Genomic DNA, 17,122 nt, shown 5'->3' with positions numbered 1-17,122 from the left:
GGCCTGATGTACGAGGGCCCAACGCGACAACTCTGTACCGGAGTTGGGAACTCCGAAAGGAACGACGTGGGCCCGCGCTACGGCGCGGGCCCACGGAAACGCCCCGGAACCGTCAGGAGGTCAGCTACCGGTGGTGAAGGTCAGCGAGAACGAGCCGATCGACTGGCCGGCCTTGAAGAAGGAGGTGTTCAGCTTGGCGTCCACGTACTGCGCGCCCTCGGCGTCCACCTGGAGGTCGGCGGCGGCCAGGGTCTGGGTGGCCCCCACCCGGTTCACCGTGGTGGCGCCGGCCGGGTCCAGCAGCGCCACCGGGGCGGTGCCGTCCACCGGCACGCCGGTGAGCTGCCAGGTGTCGGCGCTGAACGCGAGCTGCTTGAAGACGGCGCTCTTGCCGGTGAAGACGTTGATGAAGAGCAGGCCGCCGCCGAGCTGCACGTTCCCGTAGTACGCCGGGAGGTTGACCGAGCCGCCGGCCACCGGGAAGGCCGCCGAGAAGCCGGCGGTGCCGTCGTAGGACGGGGTCGCCGACGGGAGCGGGATGACCACCAGGCCGTTGACGGCGGAGTCCTTCAGGAAGGTGGTGTTCTCGTGCACCACCGCGCTGCCGGTCGGGGCCGCCGGGGCGGTGTCGGCGACGGCGACACCGCTCGCACCGGTCACGGCGAGGGCCACGGCGGCACCGGCGGCAACGAGGCGGGCGCGGTTACGGGACATGCTGAACTCCTTGGGAGAGGTGAGGGGTTGTGCGAGGCGGAACACCGGCCCGAGGGCCGGGCCGGGCCCGGCGGCCGGGGGTTCGGCACCCCCGGCCGCCGGTCACTGACGGGAGGTCAGCTGTTGTTCTGGATGGTGCTGCCGCAGGCGGCACCCGGGAGGGGCAGGAAGCCGTAGCTCTTGATGTCGTTGGTGCCGTTCTTGCAGATCCAGCCGTTGGTGCTGGCCGGGCCGAAGATGTTGCGGAGCGCGGTGCCGTGGGCGTCCGTCGCGGTCCACTCGGCCTGGCGGACCACGTTGTAGACCACGCGGCCGTACGCGGTGGCCGCGAAGGCCGGCGAGAGGGTGTTGGCGGCGGTGAGCGGCGAGACGCCGTCCACGCTGCGGATGGTCAGGGTGCCGGCCGCGTCACTGCCGCTGCTGTGACCGTTGAAGACCTGGCCGATGTAGTGCGCGACCGAGTACGGGAAGACGGAGGCCGCGTTGGTGAACACCGGGTCGGTGCCCTCGTTCTCCTGCGGGCCGGTCACGACGCAGCCGCCGAGGGCCGGGTTGCCGATCGCGGACAGGAAGAAGGACCGGGTGCCGGAGTTGGCCTGCGGCAGGTACGGCTTGATGGTGGTGCCGGCCGGGACGGCCGGGACCAGCGTGTGCCAGTCGGTGGTGGTGCACTCGTAGATGGCCTTGAGCTGCGCGGTGGTGAGGTTCGCCGGGGCGTAGCCGCCGGACGGGGCGGACCAGGAGACGGCGTCCTTGGCGAAGGCCACGAAGACGTCGGTGGTCGGGTCGCCGCCCGGGTTGGGCTTCGGGCCGCGCGAGGAGCGGGCCACGTCGACCTGGCTGCCGGTCGCGTTCAGCGCGCTGATGCCGGCGCCCGAGCCGTTCGGACGCGGGATGGAGGTGGCGCCGGACTTCGGGGTGATGGTGGCGGAGCCGGTCGCGTCCCAGCTGTAGTAGCGCGGCGAGGTGGTGTCGCCGATGCTGGTCAGGTACGCGTTGTAGTCGGTGGAGAACTGGTTCGACACGGCCTGGGTCGTGTCGGAGCCGACGCTCACGATGTCCTGGGCGGCCGGGGTGACGGTCGGGTCGGCGAGCGCGGTACCGCTCGCGACGGTGGCGACCGAGGTGGCGATGGCGGCAACGGCGAGCAGCTTGGCAGCGGTCTTGCGCATGTTCCTGTTCCTCCGGTGGGAGAGACGTACATCGCTGTACCCGGGCCCTGGTCGGGGTTCCGGGGCCGGTGACCGCGTCCGCGGCGGCCGCTCCGGCAGAGCTGATCCTGGTGGGCGCGGCGGTTGTGCCGGAAGGGCCGTCGGCGGCGGCCGGCGATTGTCGACTCATCGGTTCGGACAGGTTTAACAACTGGTCAGCGCGGCCGCGGCGGGGTGGAAAGCCGCAGGTCGGGGGCCGGTGACGTTCTTCTCCAGGTGGCGGCCCGGGGGGTTGCCGGAAACCTGCGCTTCACCGGGGAGGGGGGTTTCGGGGCGCCCGGGTCACCAGGGCCGTCGGTCGCCCCGGCCGCCGCCGCGCAGCTCCCGGCCGATCCACCGGAGCCCGGAGAGGAAGCCCTCCACGCCGGCCTGGCACTGGTCGCGCCGGAGGTAGCCGCGGGCGCTGCGGGCGACCGGCCCGCCCTCGCCGGCGCCCGGCCGGGTGCTGAGCAGCGGCAGGTGCGCGGTCCAGCCCCAGAGCCGGGCCTCGGACTGGCCGACGGTGCACCGCAGGGCGGCCCGCTCGATGACCAGTTCGCGGACGGCGTCGACGAGTTCGTCCTCGTCGCGGTAGGTCCGGACGCCGACGCCGAGCTGGCGGCCGTTGGCCGCGCGCAGGGCCCAGCCGACGCGGCGGTCGGGGGCGGGGACGATCAGCAGGCGCGGGCCGCGGCGCTCAGCGGGCGGCATCGGGCGCTCTCAACGGCTCGGGGGATCTGGACGCGCCGGGGGCCCTGGAGGTCTCGGCTACTCGCAACGGGCCGGTGGGATCGGGGAGTTCGAGTGCGGGATGCTTGGCCAGCAGCACCACGAACCGCCGGAAGGCGTTCTGGCAGGTCGCGTACCGCTCGTACGCACGGCTGGAGCGCACCTCGGGGAGGCCGCGTGAACCGGGCACGACCCAGATCCAGCCGATGCCGTCCCGGACGTGGGTGATCCGGGCGACCAGGCCGTCGGCTCCGGCGCGTAAGCCGTCGAAGCCGCGCTCGGCCTCGGCGGCCGTCCGGTAGGCGGCCGGTGTGATCGCCACGACCCGGCCGTTGGGCGCCTTGAGTTGCCAGCGGTACCGGCCGTCCGACGCCCGTTCGGCGCGGAAGCCCCCTCGACTTGCCCCTGCTGCGGTGTGACCGTGGCCTGACGCGTCCACTGCTCCCCCAGTCCGGTACCCCTCCGAGACGGGAGTAAAGCTATGTGTGCACACGAGCGGGCCGGAAGGGCGGCAAATGCACAACTTGCTCCGTTGGCCGGGAAGTTCTCCCTCGTTAAACTTTCACCGACTGCACACCAACTGCCCGTCTCGCCCCCCTCTCGCGCACAGCCCGTTCGAAGGCGAGCCACCCCCGGGACACCCCACGGCAGGCCCGCGGCAGGTCCACGGCAGGTCCCGCAGACCGCCCCGCTCCCAGGCCCGTCGCCCGCGGGCGGCGGTTCCTAGAGCCGGGCCGTCCAGCGGACCATCGTCCCCTTCCCGTACGGTCCGGGCTCGTGCCAGGCGTCCCCGCCGAGCACCTCGGCCCGCCGGGTGAGGTTGCGCAGGCCGCTGCGCCGGCCGCCGGCCGGGATGCCGACGCCGTCGTCGGTGACGGTGAGCAGCACCCCGGGCCGCCCGGCACGGTCCAGCGACTCCGGATCGCCGCTCACCGGGTGCCCCTCGTCGTCCAGGTGCACGGTCGCGTCGACCTCCACGCCGACCCGCGAGGCCCGGGCATGCCGGGCCGTGTTGGAGAGCATCTCCCGCAGGGCCGCCAGCAGTTGACGGCCGGTCTTCTCGCCGACCAGGCTCTCCACCGGGCCGGTGAAGGTCACCGAGGGCTTGAACCCGAGCGCCGCCGCGGCCTGGCTGCCCTCGCGCAGCACCCTGGTCCGCAGGGTGTCCGGCGCGTCGCCGTGGTTGTCGTGCTGGAGCGCGTAGATGGTGGTGCGGACCTCCTGGATGGTGGCGTCCAACTCGTCCACCGCTTTGCCGATGCCGGTTCTGACCTCGGGGACGACGGCCCGCCGGGCGGCGCTCTCCAGCATCATCCCGGTGGCGAACAGCCGCTGGATCACCAGGTCGTGGAGGTCGCGGGCGATCCGGTCGCGGTCCTGGAAGACGGCGAGCCGCTGCTGGTCCCGCTGGCCCTCGGCGAGCCGCAGGGCGAGCGCGGCCTGCGAGGCGAAGGTCTCGGCGAGCTGCTTCTCCGCCTCGGTGAACGGCAGCGCACCGCGCGGGCGCCAGACGCAGAGCCCGCCCAGCACCCGGCCGGCCGCGACCATCGGCACCGCCATCGACGGGCCGAAGTTGCGCGCCAGCCGCATCACCACGGTCGGGTCGCTGGACATGTCGTCCAGGTAGACGCTCTCGCCCCGGAGGAGCCGGGAGGCGAAGCTGTCCTTCGGCAGCAGCTCGCCGCGGACGAACTCGGCGACCTCGCCGGAGGCGTGGGCCACCCGCATCTGCCCGTCGTCGCCGTCCTCGGTCGGCAGCAGGATCATGCCGAGCGCGGCGTCCGCGAGCTCCCGGACCTGCTCGGCCGCGACGGTCAGCGCGACCTGCGCCTCGTCGGTGGAGAGCAGGGCGGTGGTGACGGCGGCCGCGCCCGCGATCCACCGCTCACGGCGCAGGCCCTCCTCGTAGAGCCGGGAGTTCTCGATCGCGACGCCCGCCGCCGCGGCGAGCGCGTGCACGACCTGCTCGTCCTCGGGGGTGAACGCGCCGCCGCCCTTCTTCTCGGTGAGGTAGAGGTTGCCGAACACCTCGTCCCGGATCCGGATCGGCTCGCCGAGGAAGGTCCGCATCCTCGGGTGGTGCGACGGGAACCCGGAGGAGCGCGGGTCGGCGCCGAGGTCGGTGAGGCGCAGCGGCTCGGGCCGGTCGATCAGCGCGCCGAGGATGCCGCGGCCGGCCGGCAGTTCGCCGATCTCGGCGGCGGTCGCGTCGTCGATCCCGACGTGGATGAAGTCCGCCAGGCCGTGGCCGCCGGGCGCGATCACCCCGAGCGCCGCGTACCGGGCGTCGACCAGTTCGGCGGCGCCGGTGGCGATCCGGTGCAGCGTGGCGTGCAGGTCGAGGCCGGAGCCGACCGAGACCACGGCCTCCAGCAGCCGCTGCATCCGGTCGGTGACGGCGGCGGCCGACTGGAGACGTTCCGCCACCTCGGTGACCAGGGTGTCCAGCCCGAGCGAGGAGATCTCGGGCACCCGGTGGGGTGTCGGGTCCGGCCCCGGGGCCGGTGCCGGGCGGGACGCGGCGGCGTTGGGCAGGTCTGGCGTGGGGTCCATGGTGACGAGCGTAGTTTGTACGGTTTTCTGCCGAAGGGTCGCGCGACTTTCTGCCGAAGGGCGGCGCGATCCGTCAGCGCCCGGCCAGGCTCTCCTCCAGCGGCCCGCCGGCCTCCAGCAGCCCGTCCGCCTCCAGCTCGCGCTCCCGCATCGCCCGCAGCCGGCCGCCGGGCAGGGCCACCAGCTCCGACCAGGTGCCGCGCTCGGCCACCCGGCCCCCGTCCAGCACCAGCACCTCGTCGACGGTGGTGTCGTCCAGGCCGGCCAGCCGGTGGGTGATCAGCACGGTGGTCCGGCCGGCCGTGGCGGCCAGCAGGTCGGCGGTGAGCGCGTCGGCGGTGGGCAGGTCGAGGTGCTCGGCGGGCTCGTCCAGGACCAGCACCGGGAAGTCGGCCAGCAGCGCTCGGGCGAGCGCGAGCCGCTGGCGCTGGCCGCCGGAGAGCCGCGCGCCGTGCTCGCCGACCATGGTGTCGAGTCCGGCCGGGAGGGTGTCGGTCCAGTCGAGCAGCCGGGCGGCGGCCAGCGCCGCGCGCAGTTCGTCCTCGGTGGCGGCGGGCCGGGCGAGGCGCAGGTTCTCCCGGAGCGAGCTGTCGAAGACGTGGGCGTCCTGGGCGCAGAGCCCGATCACCCGGCGGACGTCGTCCCCCGCCAGCTCCCGGCTGTCCACAGCCTGTGGACAGCCTGCGGCGAGCGTGACGCTGCCCGCCGTCTGGTCCAGGAACCGCAACAGCGTGTGGGCCAGCGTGGTCTTGCCGGAGCCGGACGGGCCGACCACGGCGATCCGGCGGCCGGGCGCGAGGTCGAGGTCGACGCCGGCCAGCGCGTCCACCGTCTGCCCGGGGTGCCGGACGGTCAGCCCGCGCACCGCGACCGGCAGCGGCCGGTCGGGCAGGGCGGCGGGGTGCTCCGGCTCGGCGACCACGGCGGGCGCGTCCAGCACCTCGGCCAGCCGGGCCGCGGCGGCCCTGCTGCGCCGCCTGGCCTGCACGGCGAGCGGCATCCCGGTGACGGCCTCGAAGGCGGCCAGCGGGGTCAGCACCACCACCGCCAGGCAGACCGGCGCCAGCGCGCCGCCCTGCACGCCCTGGATGCCGACGGCGGCGGCGCCGGCCACGGTCAGCCCGGTGAGCAGCGCGATCAGCCCGGTGCCGAGCGCCGTGGTGGCGGCCGAGCGGGCGGCGAGACCGGTCAGCGCGGCGTCGGCGGAGCGGACGGCGGCCAGCCGGCCGGGCAGCGCACCGGCGACGGTCAGCTCGGCGGTCCCGGTGAGGGCGTCGACCACGGCGGTGGACAGCCGCCCGCGGGCCGGTGCCTGCCGTTGCTCGGCGCCGGCCGACCAGCGGGCGGCCAGCTCCGGGACCACGGCCCCGGCCAGCAGCAGTCCGAGGCCGAGCACCAGACCGGCGGCCGGCAGGAAGGCGGCCATCGCGACGGTGGCGGCCAGCGACACCACGGCGGCGACGGCGGCCGGCAGCCGCCAGCGCAGGTAGTGGTCCTGGATCGCGTCGACGTCGGCGACCAGCCGGGAGAGCAGGTCGCCGCGCCGGAAGGCGGGCAGCCCGGCCGGGGCGAGCACGGTCAGCCGGCGGTGGACGGCGGCCCGGAGCGTGCCCAGGGTGCGCAGCACGGCGTCGTGCGAGACCAGCCGCTCGGCGTAGCGGAAGACGCTCCGGCCGATGCCGAAGGCGCGCACCGAGGTGACGGCCATCATCAGGTAGAGGACGGGCGGCATCTCGGAGGCGCGGGAGATCAGGTAGCCGGAGGTGGCCATCAGCGCGACGGCGCAGCCGAGGGCGAGTGCGCCGAGCAGCACGGAGAGCGCCAGCCGGGGCTTCACCGGCTCCGTCCCGGTCCCCTCCGCGCCGTCCGCCCCGCCGTCGTCCGCGACCGGCACCGGCCGGCCGCTGTGCGCGGGCACCGGCGGCCGGGGCCCGGCGGGCACCGCCGGCCCGGCCAGCCGGACCCGCCGGTCGGCGGCCGCCAGCAGCGCCGGCCGGTGGGCGACCAGCAGCACGGTGCGTGCCGGGTCGGCGGCCAGGGCCCGGACGGCGTCCACCACGGCGGCCTCCGACTCGCCGTCGAGGTGGGCGGTCGGCTCGTCCAGCAGCACCAGCGGCCGGTCCTCGGCGAGCAGCACCCGGGCGAGCGCCAGCCGCTGCCGCTGGCCGGCCGACAGTCCGGCGCCGTCCTCGCCCAGCCGGGTGGCGAGCCCCTGCGGCAGCCGCTGCACGAAGTCGAGCGCGTGCGCGGCCCGCAGCGCCGTCCGCAGCTCGTCCTCCCCGGCGTCCGGCCGGTAGAGCCGCAGGTTGTCGGCGACGGTGCCGGCGAACAGGTGCGGGTGCTGCGGCACCCAGGCGATCTGGCGGCGCCAGCTCTCCGGCTCCAGCCCGGCCAGGTCGTACGCCCGCCCGTCGGCGGCGGTGACCGTGACGGTGCCGGCGGCGGGTGCGGTGAGTCCGAGCAGGACGGCGAGCAGGGTGGACTTCCCGGCCCCGCTCGGTCCGGTGAGCGCGGTGGTCTCCCCCGGCCGGAGCGTCAGGGCGGCGCCGTCCAGCGCGGGGGCCGTCCGGCCGGGGTGGCGCACGGTCAGGGCCTCGCAGGCGATCACGGCGCCGCCGAGGGCGGGCGCGGTGACGGTTCCCGCCGCCGGGAGCGGCGTCTCCAGCACCTGGAAGAGCTCGTCGGCCGCGGTGAGGCCCTCGACGCTGGAGTGGTACAGCGCGCCGACCTGGCGGATCGGGAAGTACACCTCGGGGGCCAGGATCAGGATCAGCAGCCCGGTCTCCAGGTCGAGCGTGCCGTCCACCAGCCGGAAGCCGATGGAGACCGCGACCAGCGCCACCGAGAGGGTGGAGAGCAGCTCCAGTGCGAAGGAGGAGATGAAGGCGATCCGCAGGGTGCGCAGGGTGGCCCGGCGGTAGTCGGCGGTGATTCGGGCGATGCCGGCGGCCTGGGCGCGGGCCCGGTTGAACACCTTGAGGGTGGGCAGCCCGGCGACCACGTCCAGGAAGTGGTGCGAGAGCCGGGACAGGGTGGCCCACTGGCGGTCCATCCGGGCCTGGGTCGCCATGCCGATCAGCACCATGAAGAGCGGGATCAGCGGCAGCGTCCCGGCGATGATCGCGGCCGAGGCGAGGTCGACCCCGGCGATCCGCAGCAGCACGATCACCGGGACGACCACGGCGAGCGCCAGCTGCGGCAGGTAGCGGGCGAAGTAGTCGTCGAGCGCGTCGATGCCGCGGGTGGCGAGGGTGGTGAGCTCGCCGGTGCGCCGGCCCGCCAGGTAGGCGGGGCCGAGCGCGGTGGCGTGGTCGAGCAGCCGGCGCCGCAGGGTGGACTTCACCCGGGCGACGGACCGGTGCGCGGTGAGCTCGGTGAGCCAGCCGACCAGCCCCCGCCCGACCGCGGTGAGCGCCAGCAGCACCAGCGGGGTGGTCAGCTCGCCGAGCGTGGCCCGCTGCTGGAAGGCGCGGACCACGATCTCGGCGATCAGGCCCGCCTGGGCGACCACCAGGGCCGCGCCCACCGCGCCGAGGACCACCGATCCGGCGAGGAAGGCACGGGTGGTGCGGGCGTGTGCGAGCAGGCGGGGGTCGACCGGCTTCATGGCGTCAGGCCTGGTCGAGGGCGGCGGCCGGGTCGTGCCCGGGGATGTGCTGGACGCCGATGCGCCGGCGGAACACCCAGTACGTCCAGCCCTGGTAGAGCAGCACGAGCGGGGTGAAGACGGCGGCCACGATGGTCATCAGCTTCAGCGTGTACGGCGAGGAGGCCGCGTTGGTGACGGTCAGGCTCCAGTCGGCGTTCAGGGTGGACGGCATCACGTCCGGGAAGAGCGACAGGAAGAGCATCGCGACCGCGGCCACCACGGTCGCCCCGGAGAGGACGAACGCCCAGCCCTCGCGGGCCAGCCCGTTGGCGACCAGCGCGCCGGCCAGGGCCAGCACCGCGACCACCAGCGCGGCCAGGCTCCAGCCGTTGCCGCTGTCGGCCTGGGTCCAGACCAGGAAGGCCGACGCCAGCGCCGCCGTCACCAGGCCGAGCCGCAGGGCCATGGCCCGGGCCCGGTCCCGGATCCCGCCGACCGTCTTGAGCGCGGCGAACAGCGCGCCGTGGAAGGTGAAGAGGCTGAGCGTCACCAGGCCGCCGAGGAGGGCGTACGGGTTGAGGAGGTCCCAGAGGGTGCCGACGTAGTTCTTCTGCGCGTCGATGTCGACGCCGCGGACGATGTTGGCGAAGGCCACGCCCCAGAGGAAGGCCGGGAGCAGCGAGGTCCAGAAGATGGCCTCCTCCCAGTTCCGCTGCCAGCGCGGCTCCGGCCGCTTGGCCCGGTACTCGAAGGCGACGCCGCGGACGATCAGGCAGACCAGGATGACCAGCAGCGGGACGTAGAAGCCGCTGAACAGCGTGGCGTACCAGTCCGGGAAGGCCGCGAAGGTGGCGCCGCCGGCGGTCAGCAGCCAGACCTCGTTGCCGTCCCAGACCGGGCCGATGGTGTTGATCAGGACGCGCCGCTCGGCGGTGTTGCGGGCCAGCGGCTTGGTCAGGATGCCGATGCCGAAGTCGAAGCCCTCAAGGAAGAAGTAGCCGGTCCACAGGACGGCGATCAGGACGAACCAGACGTCGTGGAGTTCCATGGTCAATCGGTCCTATCGATCCTCAGTAGTCCTCAGTGGTCCTCAGCGGGCGTCAGTAGGCGAAGGCGAGCGGCTTGTCGGCGTCGTCGTCCCGGGACGGGCCGCGCAGCGACGGGTCCTCGGCGGGCGGCTGCTCGGAGGTGACCGGGCCGGCCTTCGCGTACTTGACCAGCAGCCGGACCTCGATCACGGCGAGGATCGCGTAGAGCACGGTGAAGGTGGTCAGGGCGCCGATCTGCATGCCGACGCCGACGTTCGGCGAGACGGCGCTCGCGGTCGTCATCAGCCCGAAGACGGCCCACGGCTGGCGGCCCATCTCGGTGAAGATCCAGCCGAAGCTGTTGGCGATCAGCGGGAACCCCATGGTGAGGATGCCGATCCGCCAGCTCCACTTGGTGAGGAACGGGCCCAGCTCCCGCTTGGGGGTGAGCATCAGCCTGGGCACCTCGGTCTCGCCGGTGCGGAACTCCGGTGCCAGGAGGAACCGCTTCCTGGTGGTCCAGAGCCCGACCAGGCCGGCCACGAAGGAGGTCATCCCGAAGCCGATCATGAGGCGGAAGCCCCAGTAGGTGACGAAGATGCTCGGGATGTAGTCCTTCGGGTTACCGCCGTACTTGGCGGCCTCGGCGTTGGCCGTGTCGTTGATGCCGGGGACGGACGAGCTGAAGTCGCTGTTGGCGAGGAAGGAGAGTATCCCCGGGATCTCCAGCTCCACCGAGTTGTGGCCCTTGCCGACGTCGCCGACCGCGAAGACCGAGAAGGGCGCCGGCGCCTGCGTGTCCCAGAGGGCCTCGGCGGCGGCCATCTTCATCGGCTGCTGGCGGAACATCACCTTGGCGAGCGAGTCGCCGCTGAGCGCGGTGCCGAGGCCGAAGACGACGGCGAGGACGAGACCGAGGCGCAGCGAGGTCCGCATCACGGCGGTCTTCCTGGCATCGGCGGTCTCGGGCCGGCGCTTGGCCTTCCAGAGGTGGAACGAGGCGATGCCGACCATGAAGGCCGCGCCGGTGAGGAAGGCCGCGGTCAGGGTGTGCAGCACGACGGTGACGGTGGTGTCCTGGAACAGCACCCGTGCGATGTCGGTGAGCTGCGCCTTGCCGGTGGCCGGGTCGATCGTGTACCCGGTCGGGTGCTGCATCCAGGAGTTGGCGGCCAGGATGAAGTAGGCGGAGAGCACGGTGCCGAGCGAGACCATCCACATGCAGGCGCAGTGCAGCTTCTTCGGCAGCTTGTCCCAGCCGAAGATCCAGAGCCCGATGAAGGTCGACTCGAAGAAGAAGGCGATCAGCGCCTCCATCGCGAGCGGGGCGCCGAAGACGTCACCGACGAACCGGGAGTAGTCCGACCAGTTCATGCCGAACTGGAACTCCTGGACGATGCCGGTGACCACGCCCATCGCGATGTTGATCAGGAAGAGCTTCCCCCAGAACTTGGTGGCGTGGAAGTACTTCTCCTTGTTCGTCCGCACCCAGGCGGTCTCCAGCCCGGCGACTATCGCGGCCAGGCTGATGGTGAGCGGGACGAAGAGGAAGTGGTAGACGGTGGTGATGCCGAATTGCCATCGCGCGATGGTCTCGTGAGCGATTGCCAGTTCCACGTCGCCCTCTCTCCAACCGACCTGTCACAGGTCACGTTCCGGACAAACTTCACAAACGTCATCTATAGCCGTAGACCACTGCTCAACGGCGCAAGCTTGTCCGCTTGTGAACGTGAACACGTTCACAAGGGCCAGTATCCATCATGCTTACGAGTGATTTGCAGGCGGGGTGGGTTTGACCGGCGGCGATGCCGTGCGCACAGTCTGCGAAGTCGTCCGGGGCCGCCACAACGAGCGGGCCGGGCGAGTGCGGTGATGATCTTGGACGGTCCGGCGCTTGACAGGCGCCGGACCGTCCGCTTCGGCCTAGTGGCTGCCGTACGGGCGGGTGATGATCTCCAGCCCGTGGCCGGCCGGGTCGAGGAAGTACAGCCCCCGGCCGCCGTGGTGGTGGTTGATCTCGCCGGGCAGCTTCATGTGCGGGTCGGCGTAGTAGGCAATGCCGTCCGCCTCGATCCGGGCGAAGGCCGCGTCGAACTCCTCGTCCGAGACGAGGAACGCGTAGTGCTGCAGGACGATCGACTCCGCCGGAACCGTCGCGAAGTCGAGGGTGACGCCGTTGTCCGTGGCCACCGGGACGAACGGCCCCCACTGGGCCCCGACCTCAAGGCCGAGGACTCCCGCCAGGAACTCGGCGGACTCCCGGTTGTCCCGGGCGTGGACGATCGTGTGGTTGAACTGGACTGCCATGGTTCGAATGCCTCCGTAAGGCACTCACGGGCTACCTCCATGCCTCACCCGGACGGTGACCGACACGCGATGCCGTACCCCGATCCTAGAACCGCCCCCCGGCTCCCCCGCAAGGCTGTTTTCCGGCCTGTGCCAGACTCCCTCTCCATGCGGACGATGCAGACGATCATCGAGTCGATGGCCGGGCGGCTGGCCGGGGTACCGGGCGTCGTCGGGGTGGCGCTGGGCGGCAGCCGGGCCCGCGGGGAGCACCGGCCGGAGTCCGACTGGGACCTCGGCGTCTACTACCGCGGCGCCCTCGACCTCGACGCCCTGCGCGAGCTCGCCGGCCCCCGCTTCGAGGTGGCCGGCCCCGGCGAATGGGGGCCGTGGGTCAACGGCGGGGCCTGGCTGGAGATCGACGGGGTGGCGGTGGACTGGATCCTGCGCGACCTCGACCGGGTCGGACGGGTCTGGGCGGACTGCCGGGCCGGCCGCTACGAGGTCGGCATGCAGGCCGGACACCCGCTGGGGTTCTGGTCGCCCTGCTACCCGGGCGAGTTGGCGCTCGGCCGCATCCTGGCCGACCCGGACGGCGAGCTCTCCTCGCTCCGGACCGCGCTGGCCGACTATCCCGAACCCCTGCGGGCCGCGCTGACGGCGAGCACCTGGGAGGCGGAGTTCCTGCTCGCCGGAGCCGCCAAGGGCGCGGCCCGGGCGGACACGCTGTACGTCGCGCTCTGCCTCTCGCGCGCCGTCGGCATCCTCGTCCAGGCCCTGCACGCCGACGCCCGCCGCTGGTGCCTCAACGAGAAGGGCGCCTTCGACGTCGCCGCGGGCCTGCCGGCCGCCCCGGCCGGCTTCGGGCCGCGCGCCCGCCGGCTGCTCGCCGCACCGGGGGACACCCGGGAGGAGCTGGCGGCCACCGTCGCGGACGCCCGCACCCTGGTCGCCGAGACCGTCGCCGCGCTCCGCGCCTCGGCATCGGCGTAGCGGGGGCGGCAGGCGGCGACGGCAGGCGGTAGGCGGTGGGCGGCGACGGCGGCGGGCGACGGCGGCGGGCGTGGGCGGCCGCGGTCAGGGCCGCCCGAGCAGATGCGTTCCGGCGGTCGAGGGGCCGCGGGCGGTGAAGTACTCGGTGAACCCGCGGAGGAACTCCACCTCGGTGATGACACCGTCCCCGTCCACGTCCAACTGCCGGAACCCGTGGGAGAGTTCGGCGGGGTGCACACGCCGCCCGCCGAACACCGCCCGGTACTCGTCGGCGTCGAGGGTGCCGCTGCCGTCGGTGTCGGCGGCGGCGAAGACGGCACGCAGGGCGGGCAGCAGGCCGCGTTCGAGGTAGTCGGGGTCGCGGTCGCAGCCGGCCAGGGTCGCGGCGACGAACTCGGCCCGGTCGATCCGCCCGTCGCCGTCGGTGTCCATGGTCGCGCGGAGCTGCCCCCACCAGTCCTCGAAGGCGGCGCGGACGCGGTCCTCGGCCTCCTCGGTGAGCTCCAACTGCCAGCAGACGTTGTGCGCCATGGCCTGGAGGTCGTGTGCGGTGACGTAGCCGTCGCCCGTCTGGTCGAGGACCTGGTCGAAGAACCGGTCCAGTCGGGGCGGCCGGGTGTCCTCCCGGGGCGGGCGGCGCCGGGGCGGCACGACCGGCCGCCGGAAGCGGTAGCGGCGCTGCTCGGGCAGCCTGGTCATCAGTGCCCGGCCGCCGTGGTGCAGCAGCCGGGAGAGCAGCGCCGCGCGGCGGGTGCGGACCAGGCCGAAGCGCTCGCGGTAGACGGCCGGGAGGTCGGCGACGGTGAGGGTGGTGACGACCCGGGCGGCGACCGCCCGCAGCAGCCGCCAGCCGGCCGGCCCGAGCCAGTGCAGCCGCCGCGGGCAGGGCGCCTCGTGCAGCATCTCGTACAGCAGGTGGCGCGCCTGGTCGGTGAACTCCAGCTGCTCGCGCGCCATCGTGCGGATGTAGCCGGGGAGTTCGGCCGCCGTGCGCGGCAGGGCGCCCTCGGGAAGCCGGAACGCGGCGACGACCGCGGTGAACTCCCCGTACACCGATTCCAGTTCGGTCGCGGTGTACGGATCCCCGCTCAACTCGCGCATGGCGACGACGGATTCGAAGAGGGTGAGGAGCACCCAGGCCCGGGTGGCCGGGTCGTGGGAGTCGTACGGCCGGCCGTCCGGGGTGGTGCCGCGGATCCGCCGGTGGGCGCGGTCGAGCCGCCCGACCTCGCGGTGCAGCGCCTCCTCGTCGGCCTGGAACAGCTGTTGGCCGCTGCCCATGGTGTGCTCGACCCGCCGCCAGGGGTGGCCGCGGTAGGTGGAGTGCTCGGTCATCCCCGCCGAGACCACCGGGTGGGAGGCCTGGAGGACCAGCAGCCGCCAGGCCACGAGCGCGACCCGCCACTCACTGAGATCGCGCCGGAAGGAAACGCCCGGCCCGGGCGGCGGCAGCGGCATCGGAACGGCCCTTCGTCGTTCTGCGGATTCCCCGTCGGCGGCGGCCTTCCCGCTGGGCCGACGGGAAAACTCCCCCAGAATTAGACGGATTTACCTACCGCCCCTGATGTACCTACTGCCCCTGGGAGGCGGCAGCGAGCCCCTGGGCCAGCGCACCCAACTCCGCGAGGTCCTCCGGCCCCAGGCGCAGCGAGGCCGCGGCCACGTTCTCGTCCAGGTGGGCCGGCGAGGAGGTGCCCGGGATGGCCAGGACCGCCGGTGAGACGGCGAGCAGCCAGGCCAGCATCACCTGGGCCCGGGTGGCCCCGTGCCGCTCGGCGACCCGCCGGAGCGCCGGGTGGTCGGGCACGCCGGTGCCGCCGAGCGGGAAGAACGGGACGAAGCCGATGCCCCGGGCCTCGCAGTCCGCCAGCATCCCGTCGCCGTGCTCGGTGTCCAGGACGCTGAACTTGTTCTGCACCGCGACCACCGGCGCGATCGCCTCCGCCTCGGCGAGCTGCGCCGCGTTGACGTTGCTGACGCCGAGGTGCCGGATCAGTCCCTCCTCGCGCATCGCGGCCAGGGCCTCGAAGGGCGCGGAGATCGACGACTGGGTGGGCATCCGCCGCAGGTACACCAGGTCGAGTCGGTCCACGCCCAGCTCCCGCAGGTTGCGGTGGACGGCCTCGCGCAGCTCCGCCGGGCCGGCCGGGTTCATCCAGGTGCCGTCGGGCTCGCGGCCCGGGCCGACCTTGGTGGCGATCACCAGGTTCTCCGGGTACGGGTACAGGGCCTCCCGGATCAGCGTGTTGGCGAAGACGTCCCGGAAGAAGTAGAACCACGCGGTGTCAATGTGGTCAATGCCGAGCTCGACCGCCCGGCGCAGCACGGCACGGCTCTGCTCGGGATCGCAGGCCGGGCCCTGCCAGTCCCGCATGGGCAGCTTCATCGCGCCGAAGCCCATCCGGGACACCGGCAGGTCGCCGCCGAGGAGCAGGGAACCGGACGCGGTGACATGAGGTGAGGTCGTCATGGCATCAAGCCTCCGGCGCGCTCGCCAACCCGCCGTCCGATCTGGCAGCTTGCTGCCATGAGTACCGATCCGATCATCACCCTGCACGGCGAGGAGGAGCTCGTCCGGCTCGCCGGCCACCTCTTCGTCGGCTCCCGCGAGGAGTTCCTGGTCGCGGCCGCCGACCTGGTGACCTGGTCCCCCGGCGTCAACGCCGCCTTCCGCGAGGGCAAGCGGCCGCACGTCGTCCCCGGCCTCACCATGCGCAAGCTGTACACCCGGCGGGCGATGGCCGACCCGGAGTCGGTGCGGCGGCTGCTGCGGATCTCCGCCTCCGGCATCGAGGTCCGGATCTGCGACGGACCACTGGCCCGCGAGGCGATCATCATCGACCGGCGCACCGCGATCCTGGCCGGCGCCCCGGTGCGCGGCGTCCGGACGTACACCGTGGTGCACTCGCCGGAGGTCGTCGACGGCGTCCGCTCGCTGTTCCGCGCCACCTGGGAGACCGCCACCGACCTCGCCGACTGCGCCGCCCCACCGGACCTCAGCGAGCAGGCCCGGCACATCCTGCGCACCCTCGCCGCCGGCCACACCGACGAGACCGGAGCCCGCCTGCTCGGCCTCTCGCTGCGCACCTACCGCCGCCGCGTCGCCGAGGTCATGACCGCCCTCGGCGCCACCTCCCGCTTCCAGGCGGGGCTGCTGGCCCAGGGCCTGGCAGGGGAGGGCGTCAGCCCCGACGACCGCCGGTGACCCCCGGACCGATCACGAACCCCTTCGCCGGCCCCTCCGGGATCACGGCCTCCTCGCCGTACGGCGTCCGGGCCGAGCAGGCGTACGCGCCGCGCTCGGTGTCGGGGCCGGTGAGGACGGTGACGGCGCCGCCGTCGTCGTAGTCGTCGATGATGACGTACACGGGGATTCCCGCCGCCGCGTAGGCGCGGTGCTTGAGCACGAGGTCGCGGCGGCGGGCCTCGCTGCCGGGGGAGACCGTCTCGACCACCAGGGCGACACCGGAGGCGAGCACGCCAAGGGCCTCGGGGTGCTCGATCTCGTCGGCGTCGTCGGGCGCCACGAAGACGTCCGGGACCAGCACCTTGAGGCCGGCGATCACGTTGCCGTCCTGGGCCGGCCCGAGTCCGCTACCGGTCAAGTGCCGGTCCAGTGCGCGGCTCAACCGTCGATTGACGCTGAAATGGCGGTGCCCGCCAGTGGGTGACATCTCGATGGCCCCCTCAATGATCTCCGCCCGGAAGCCCTCCGGAACGTCCATCGCCTTCCACACCTGCCACAGCGCCTGGTCCAGGTCCACGACGGTCTCCTCGGCTACGAGCGCGGTCATTGAGACACCTCTTCCCGTCCAGTGTGGTCGGCTCGCGTCAGTTGCACCAAGCCGCAGCCGTACGGTCGCATGCGACCGGCCAGCCAAACTGGCAAAGAGTAAGAGTTCACCCGATCAGGTGGTTTGCCGACGTTGCAACGCCGTGGGGGGGGGGGGGGGGACCGCCGCACCCCACCCCGTGTATTAGCGGGCGGCAACCCCACCCCGCCCGGAACGGTGTGGTTGGGGAGTCACACGGCAGAGGGG

At 73.3% G+C, this 17,122-nt stretch carries 14 protein-coding genes; 2 read left to right on the top strand and 12 right to left on the bottom strand.

The window, feature by feature from the left end; translation table 11 throughout:
• Positions 1-120: 120 nt before the first annotated feature.
• The 9 genes from ACFC1F_RS02950 to ACFC1F_RS02910 form a co-directional block, all read right to left on the bottom strand.
• On the bottom strand, positions 121-714 hold the full coding sequence (locus tag ACFC1F_RS02950; protein ID WP_376155207.1) for a hypothetical protein: 594 nt from the start codon (positions 712-714) through the stop codon (positions 121-123).
• Between the two features lie 116 nt (positions 715-830).
• The gene (locus ACFC1F_RS02945; protein WP_376155205.1) at positions 831-1,886 is read right to left on the bottom strand and encodes a substrate-binding domain-containing protein; all 1,056 of its coding nucleotides are present in this window, start codon (positions 1,884-1,886) and stop codon (positions 831-833) included.
• Positions 1,887-2,207: 321 nt separating this feature from the next.
• The gene (locus ACFC1F_RS02940; RefSeq protein ID WP_376155204.1) at positions 2,208-2,615 is read right to left on the bottom strand and encodes a hypothetical protein; all 408 of its coding nucleotides are present in this window, start codon (positions 2,613-2,615) and stop codon (positions 2,208-2,210) included.
• Complete coding sequence (locus ACFC1F_RS02935; protein ID WP_376155202.1) at positions 2,602-3,072, bottom strand: DUF1508 domain-containing protein; 471 nt, start codon at positions 3,070-3,072, stop codon at positions 2,602-2,604. The genes ACFC1F_RS02940 and ACFC1F_RS02935 overlap by 14 nt, the downstream gene beginning before the upstream one ends.
• 284 nt (positions 3,073-3,356) lie before the next feature.
• Positions 3,357-5,186, bottom strand: coding sequence for a GAF domain-containing protein (locus ACFC1F_RS02930; protein WP_376155200.1), 1,830 nt, complete (start codon positions 5,184-5,186; stop codon positions 3,357-3,359).
• A 73-nt stretch (positions 5,187-5,259) separates the two neighbouring features.
• Complete coding sequence (gene cydD / locus ACFC1F_RS02925; protein WP_376155198.1) at positions 5,260-8,793, bottom strand: thiol reductant ABC exporter subunit CydD; 3,534 nt, start codon at positions 8,791-8,793, stop codon at positions 5,260-5,262.
• A gap of 4 nt (positions 8,794-8,797) precedes the next feature.
• A complete protein-coding gene (gene cydB, locus ACFC1F_RS02920; protein ID WP_376155196.1) occupies positions 8,798-9,823 on the bottom strand; it encodes a cytochrome d ubiquinol oxidase subunit II in 1,026 nt (341 codons plus the stop codon).
• Positions 9,824-9,875: 52 nt separating this feature from the next.
• Complete coding sequence (locus tag ACFC1F_RS02915) at positions 9,876-11,420, bottom strand: cytochrome ubiquinol oxidase subunit I (RefSeq protein ID WP_376155194.1); 1,545 nt, start codon at positions 11,418-11,420, stop codon at positions 9,876-9,878.
• Between the two features lie 306 nt (positions 11,421-11,726).
• Positions 11,727-12,110 (bottom strand): VOC family protein, encoded by a 384-nt coding sequence (locus ACFC1F_RS02910; protein WP_148643729.1) that lies wholly within the window; start codon positions 12,108-12,110, stop codon positions 11,727-11,729.
• A 156-nt stretch (positions 12,111-12,266) separates the two neighbouring features.
• On the opposite strand from ACFC1F_RS02910, the gene ACFC1F_RS02905 reads away from it, so the two are divergent.
• Positions 12,267-13,082, top strand: a complete 816-nt coding sequence (locus tag ACFC1F_RS02905) for a nucleotidyltransferase domain-containing protein (RefSeq protein ID WP_209415588.1) — start codon at positions 12,267-12,269, stop codon at positions 13,080-13,082.
• An 84-nt stretch (positions 13,083-13,166) separates the two neighbouring features.
• Here ACFC1F_RS02905 and ACFC1F_RS02900 read toward each other — a convergent pair whose 3' ends face one another.
• A complete protein-coding gene (locus ACFC1F_RS02900) occupies positions 13,167-14,540 on the bottom strand; it encodes an oxygenase MpaB family protein (RefSeq protein ID WP_376155191.1) in 1,374 nt (457 codons plus the stop codon).
• Between the two features lie 112 nt (positions 14,541-14,652).
• Positions 14,653-15,552 carry an aldo/keto reductase gene (locus ACFC1F_RS02895; RefSeq protein ID WP_376155189.1) on the bottom strand — a complete coding sequence of 300 codons (900 nt, stop codon included), beginning with the start codon at positions 15,550-15,552 and terminating at the stop codon, positions 14,653-14,655.
• A gap of 57 nt (positions 15,553-15,609) precedes the next feature.
• On the opposite strand from ACFC1F_RS02895, the gene ACFC1F_RS02890 reads away from it, so the two are divergent.
• Entirely contained in the window at positions 15,610-16,287 is a 678-nt protein-coding gene (locus ACFC1F_RS02890) for a LuxR family transcriptional regulator (protein ID WP_209415562.1), read from the top strand.
• Here the strand turns inward: ACFC1F_RS02890 and ACFC1F_RS02885 are convergent.
• Complete coding sequence (locus ACFC1F_RS02885; protein ID WP_376155187.1) at positions 16,265-16,876, bottom strand: Uma2 family endonuclease; 612 nt, start codon at positions 16,874-16,876, stop codon at positions 16,265-16,267. The two genes, ACFC1F_RS02890 and ACFC1F_RS02885, sit on opposite strands and share 23 nt — an antisense overlap.
• Between the last annotated feature and the right edge of the window lie 246 nt (positions 16,877-17,122).

Source organism: Kitasatospora sp. NPDC056181 (assembly GCF_042266225.1).
GTDB lineage: Bacteria > Actinomycetota > Actinomycetes > Streptomycetales > Streptomycetaceae > Kitasatospora.
This window is presented reverse-complemented; position numbering and strand designations above follow the sequence as displayed.